This window comes from Stenotrophomonas sp. SPM, from assembly GCF_003105135.1.
Taxonomy (GTDB): domain Bacteria; phylum Pseudomonadota; class Gammaproteobacteria; order Xanthomonadales; family Xanthomonadaceae; genus Stenotrophomonas.
The window spans coordinates 1-5,493 of sequence record NZ_QETL01000161.1; the positions used below are offsets into that span (position 1 = coordinate 1).

At 66.8% G+C, this 5,493-nt stretch carries 5 protein-coding genes; 4 read left to right on the forward strand and 1 reads right to left on the reverse strand.

Annotated features, from left to right (window positions below):
* Positions 1-243 precede the first annotated feature (243 nt).
* On the forward strand, positions 244-1,104 hold the full coding sequence (locus DCO49_RS19205) for a pirin family protein (RefSeq protein ID WP_116865353.1): 861 nt from the start codon (positions 244-246) through the stop codon (positions 1,102-1,104).
* Between the two features lie 196 nt (positions 1,105-1,300).
* Entirely contained in the window at positions 1,301-1,759 is a 459-nt protein-coding gene (locus DCO49_RS19210) for a hypothetical protein (protein ID WP_116865350.1), read from the forward strand.
* A gap of 132 nt (positions 1,760-1,891) precedes the next feature.
* On the opposite strand, the gene DCO49_RS19215 is transcribed toward DCO49_RS19210, so the two are convergent.
* Entirely contained in the window at positions 1,892-2,743 is an 852-nt protein-coding gene (locus DCO49_RS19215) for a pirin family protein (RefSeq protein ID WP_116865351.1), read from the reverse strand.
* A gap of 233 nt (positions 2,744-2,976) precedes the next feature.
* Here DCO49_RS19215 and DCO49_RS19225 point away from each other — a divergent pair, with 233 nt between their 5' ends.
* A complete protein-coding gene (locus DCO49_RS19225) occupies positions 2,977-5,058 on the forward strand; it encodes a carbon starvation CstA family protein (RefSeq protein WP_116865352.1) in 2,082 nt (693 codons plus the stop codon).
* The gene (locus DCO49_RS19230) at positions 5,058-5,282 is read left to right on the forward strand and encodes a CstA-like transporter-associated (seleno)protein (RefSeq protein ID WP_108765908.1); all 225 of its coding nucleotides are present in this window, start codon (positions 5,058-5,060) and stop codon (positions 5,280-5,282) included. The genes DCO49_RS19225 and DCO49_RS19230 overlap by 1 nt, the downstream gene beginning before the upstream one ends.
* Positions 5,283-5,493 lie beyond the last annotated feature (211 nt).

The window sequence follows — 5,493 nt, forward strand, 5'->3', positions numbered from 1 at the left end:
GGGTGGGTTGCGCAGGGGCGTGAGCCGCATGGATGCGGCGACCGAGCTTACATGGACGTACTTGCAGCGTTCCCTGCGCAGCCCACCCGCCCGGCCCGAACACATGCCCCCCCCCCATCCGCCAGAACAGCCACGAGGGGCTGCGCCGTTGGCTGGAACAACCTGTTACCCGCATGGGGCATGTGCCCGCCACGACCGCATGCCATGCTGGCGCTCTTGATCCCTGCCAGCGAGAACGCCCGCATGACCACCATCATCGCCCCGCGCGTCCACGACATCGGCGGCCTGGAAGTGCGCCGCGCCGTGCCCACCCTGCAGGCCCGCAGCATCGGCTCGTTCGTGTTCGTCGACCAGATGGGCCCGGCGATCATGCACCCCGGCACCGCCATCGACGTGCGCCCGCACCCGCATATCGGCCTGGCCACCGTCACCTACCTGTGGTCCGGCGCCATCGGCCACCGCGACACGCTGGGCTCGGACCAGGTCATCCGCCCCGGTGACGTGAACTGGATGACCGCCGGCCGTGGCATCGCCCATTCCGAACGCACGCCGCCACCGGATCGCGACCACGACAACCCGATCCACGGCATGCAGACCTGGGTCGCGCTGCCGAAGTCGCACGAGGAGATCGAGCCGGCGTTCTACCACCATGCCGCCGCTACCCTGCCCGAGCAGCGCCGCAACGGCGCGTGGCTGCGCGTGATCGCCGGCCGCGCCTATGGCGAGGAATCGCCGGTGAAGGTGTTTGCCGATACGCTCAACGTGGCCATCGACCTCGACCCGGATGCGGAGATCGATATCGACAACGGCCATCGCGAACGCGCGCTGTACATCCTCGAGGGCCAGGCCCAGCTGGATGGCGTGGACATCCCCGCCCAGCACCTGGTCATCCCCGAGGCCGGCGCCGTTGGCCGCCTGCGCGCGAAGACGCCGGTGAAGGCGATGCTGTTCGGTGGCGAGCCGCTCGATGGCACGCGCCACCTGTGGTGGAACTTCGTGTCCAGCTCCAAGGAGCGCATCGAACAGGCCAAGCACGACTGGGAGGCCGGTCGCTTCGGTACCATCCCCGGCGACGACAAAGAATTCATTCCGCTTCCGCGGTAGAACCGCAGTCGACCAACGGTCGACTCTACCGCTCGTGATGGTTACGGTTGTAACCGCAATTTGTGCGATTGCTCACGTTCCGTTAAGGTTGGGGTGACCGTCCGTACACATGCGGACGGCGCGGCATCCGGGGATGGGATGCTACCGCCACCGGCGCGCCGGTGGAGCCTTGCGACACGCCACCTTGGGGGGATGCATGAAGTTCGCGCCTGTTGTGTTGTCGAGCCTGCTGTTTGCCGCGGCCCAGGCCGCCGCGCAGGCTCCGGTCGAGTGTCCGTCGCTGCCCGCCAGCAGCGGCCTGCAGTGGCAGGAGCAGGCACAAGCTGATTTCGTGGTGTGCCGCGCGGCCACCGCCGATGGCCGTGAAGTGCTGAGCCTGATGCTCAGCCAGCGCGATCCGGGCATTCCGCTCAGTCGTTCGCTGCGCCAGGAAAAGGGCAGCTTCGGCGGTGAATCGATGTACTGGTACCAGCCCGACCTGGGCGGCCAGCAGCCGCCGGGCTATGCCGAGCGGCGCATCAGCGTGATCAAGCTGGACAAGGGCCGCTACGCGCAGATCGCGCTTTACCCGGGCAGCACCCAGGAACTGGGCAGCCTGCAGCAGCTGGCGCAGGGCATGAGCCTGACCCCGTCGGCCGTGGCCGACGGACGCTGAGCGGACACGGGGATGACTGCCTGGCAGCATTCCCTCACTTCAACATTGATCGGTAGCGCCGGGCCATGCCCGGCGAACGGGCGCTTGCGCGCGACGCGGGGAAAGCCGCCGGGCATGGCCCGGCGCTCCCCCTCAGAAGCGGCCTTCCTGGAAATCGACGAAGGCCTGCATCAGTTCCTGCCGGGTGTTCATCACGAACGGACCATGGCGCATGACCGGCTCGCGCAGCGGGCGACCCGCCACCAGGATCAACCGTGCGCCTTCGCGCCCGGCCGACAGGTGCAGCCGTTCGCCGCCGCCCAGCACCGCCAGTTCCTGGCGGGCCACATCACGCGCGGCGTCCTGCTCACCCACCGTCACCCCGCCCTCGAACACGTAGGCGAAGGCGTTGTGCCCTTCCGGCAGCGTGTAGGTCCAGGCGCGGTCGGCCTCGAGGCTGATGTCCAGGTACACCGGATCGGTGGCCGGCTGGGCGATCGGGCCGGCCGTGCCATCGACGGTACCGGCGATCACCTTCACCTCCACGCCGTCGGCCGGCTGCACCACCGGAATGCGCTCGGGCGCGAACTCCTGGTACTTCGGGTCGGTCATCTTGTCGCGCGCCGGCAGGTTCACCCACAACTGGAAGCCGCGCATCTGCCCGCTTTCCTGTTCCGGCATCTCCGAATGGACCAGGCCGCGACCGGCGGTCATCCACTGCACGCTGCCCGGGGTCAGCAGGCCCTCGTTGCCGTGGTTGTCACGATGGCGCATGCGCCCGTCCAGCATGTAGGTGACGGTCTCGAAGCCACGGTGCGGGTGCTCCGGGAAGCCGGCGATGTAGTCCTCGGCTCGGTCGGTACCGAATTCGTCCAGCAGCAGGAACGGATCGAGGTCGGGCAGCGACGGGCCGCCGATGACACGGGTCAGCCGCACGCCGGCGCCGTCGGAGGTGGGCATGCCACGGATGGTGCGCTGCACGCGGACCGGTTCGGGAAGGCTCATGGCGACTCCTGTTGGATGGATGCCAGTGAAGATGGACGCCGCACGCCGCAACGCCAATGGGCGGCGCCGCAACCGATTGTTCCATCGCTGGTGTTCGCCGCGCGTCATGTCCGCCGCGCGGCGGCGCCCGCGTTGTGTTCGACCAAAGTACTACCGCAGAAAGGTTCCGTACCGATTGACCGTGCACAGGTCACGCGGGACCCTTTGAACATCTTTCCGGGAGAGAGCACCTCATGAAAGGGTTTTCCAAAATAGGCTGGGCGGCGCTCGCCCTGCTCGGCGCATTCTGTCTGGGCACCGTGGCCCTTCGCCGCGGCGAACACATCAACGCATTGTGGATCGTGGTCGCTGCGGTATCGCTGTACCTGGTGGCCTACCGCTTCTACAGCCTGTTCATCGCCGACAAGGTGATGCAGCTCGATCCGACCCGGGCCACCCCGGCGGTAATCAACAACGATGGTCTGGACTACGTCCCGACCAACAAGCACGTGCTGTTCGGCCACCACTTCGCCGCCATCGCCGGTGCAGGCCCGCTGGTCGGCCCGGTGCTGGCCGCGCAGATGGGCTACCTGCCCGGCCTGCTGTGGCTGGTGGTGGGCGTGGTGCTGGCCGGCGCGGTGCAGGACTTCGTGGTCCTGTTCCTGTCCAGCCGCCGCAACGGCCGTTCGCTGGGTGACCTGGTGCGAGAGGAAATGGGCCAGGTGCCGGGCACCATCGCCCTGTTCGGTGCCTTCCTGATCATGATCATCATCCTGGCGGTGCTGGCGATGGTGGTAGTCAAGGCGCTGGCCGAAAGCCCCTGGGGCATGTTCACGGTGATCGCGACGATGCCCATCGCGATCCTGATGGGCGTGTACATGCGCTACATCCGCCCCGGCAAGATCGGCGAGATCTCGCTGGTCGGCCTGGTCCTGCTGCTGGCCGCGATCTGGTTCGGCGGCAAGGTGGCGGCCGACCCGACCTGGGGCCCGGCGTTCACCTTCACCGGCGTCCAGATCACCTGGATGCTGATCGGCTACGGTTTCGTCGCCTCGGTTCTGCCGGTGTGGCTGCTGCTGGCCCCGCGCGACTACCTGTCGACCTTCCTGAAGATCGGCACGATCATCGCGTTGGCCATCGGCATCCTGGTGGTCATGCCGGAGCTGAAGATGCCGGCGCTGACCCAGTTCGCCGCCAGCGGCGACGGCCCGGTGTGGAAGGGCGGCATGTTCCCGTTCCTGTTCATCACCATCGCCTGCGGCGCGGTGTCCGGCTTCCATGCCCTGATCTCCTCGGGCACCACGCCCAAGCTGCTCGCCAATGAATCGCACATGCGCTACATCGGCTACGGCGGCATGCTGATGGAGTCGTTCGTGGCAGTGATGGCGCTGGTGGCCGCCTCGATCATCGATCCGGGCATCTACTTCGCGATGAACAGCCCGGCGGCGGTGATCGGTGCCGATGCGGCTTCGGCGGCGCACTTCATCACCAACACCTGGGGCTTCACCATCAGTCCGGAACAGCTGACCGCCACCGCGGCGGCCATCGGTGAACCGACCATCCTGCATCGCGCCGGTGGCGCACCGACGCTGGCGGTGGGTATCGCGCAGATCCTGCACGAAGCGATCCCGAGCAGCAGCGACGCGATGATGGCCTTCTGGTACCACTTCGCGATCCTGTTCGAAGCGCTGTTCATCCTGACCGCGGTCGATGCCGGTACCCGTGCCGGTCGCTTCATGCTGCAGGACCTGCTGGGCAACTTCATCCCTGCGCTGAAGAAGACCGAGTCGTGGACGGCCAACATCATCGGCACTGCCGGCTGCGTGGCGCTGTGGGGTTACCTGCTGTACACCGGCGTGGTCGATCCGTTCGGTGGCATCCAGACGCTGTGGCCGCTGTTTGGCATCTCCAACCAGATGCTGGCCGGTATCGCGCTGATGCTGGGCACGGTGGTGCTGTTCAAGATGAAGCGTGACCGCTACGCGTGGGTGACCGCGGTTCCGGCCGTGTGGCTGCTGATCTGCACCACCTATGCAGGCTTCATCAAGATCTTCGACAGCAACCCGGCGCAGGGCTTCCTGGCGCAGGCGCACAAGTACCAGGCGGCGATCGCCAGCGACACGATCACCGCGCCGGCCAAGTCGGTGGCGCAGATGCAGCAGATCGTGGTCAATGCCTACGTCAACACCAGCCTGACCGCGCTGTTCCTGCTGGTGGTGGGTGCGGTGCTGGTGTACTCGATCAAGACCATTCTGGCGGCCCGCCGCAATCCGCAGCGCAGCGACCGCGAGACCCCGTACGTGGCGCTGAAGCCGCACGAAATGGTGGATCTGTAATGAGCACGCAACTGGTTCCCGTCGGCCAGTACCAGACGCACCGCCGCATCTGGCGGCGCTTGGTGCAGACCGCACGTCTTTGCTGTGGCATTCCTGATTACGACAACTACGTCCGGCACATGCTGGAGAAGCATCCGGATCAGGAGCCGATGGACTACAAGACGTTCTTCCGCGAACGGCAGGAAGCGCGCTACGGCGGTCGCAACGGCGGTCGCTGCTGTTGAGGTGTCTGGGTGGGTGCCGGGCTTGCAGCCCGGCGCCCGCAGAAGCCGGAGCAACTGCAACTGCAAGAGCGTCGGCTCTGGGTTTCTGTTTGTTTGGCGGGGCGGTGTGGGCTTGCAGGACACGCCGTAAACCCATCCATGGGGGCTCGATGGCGCCATCCAGGGCGCCCACGGTCCTGCAAGCCCACCCCGCCCCACCTCTGACAGATTG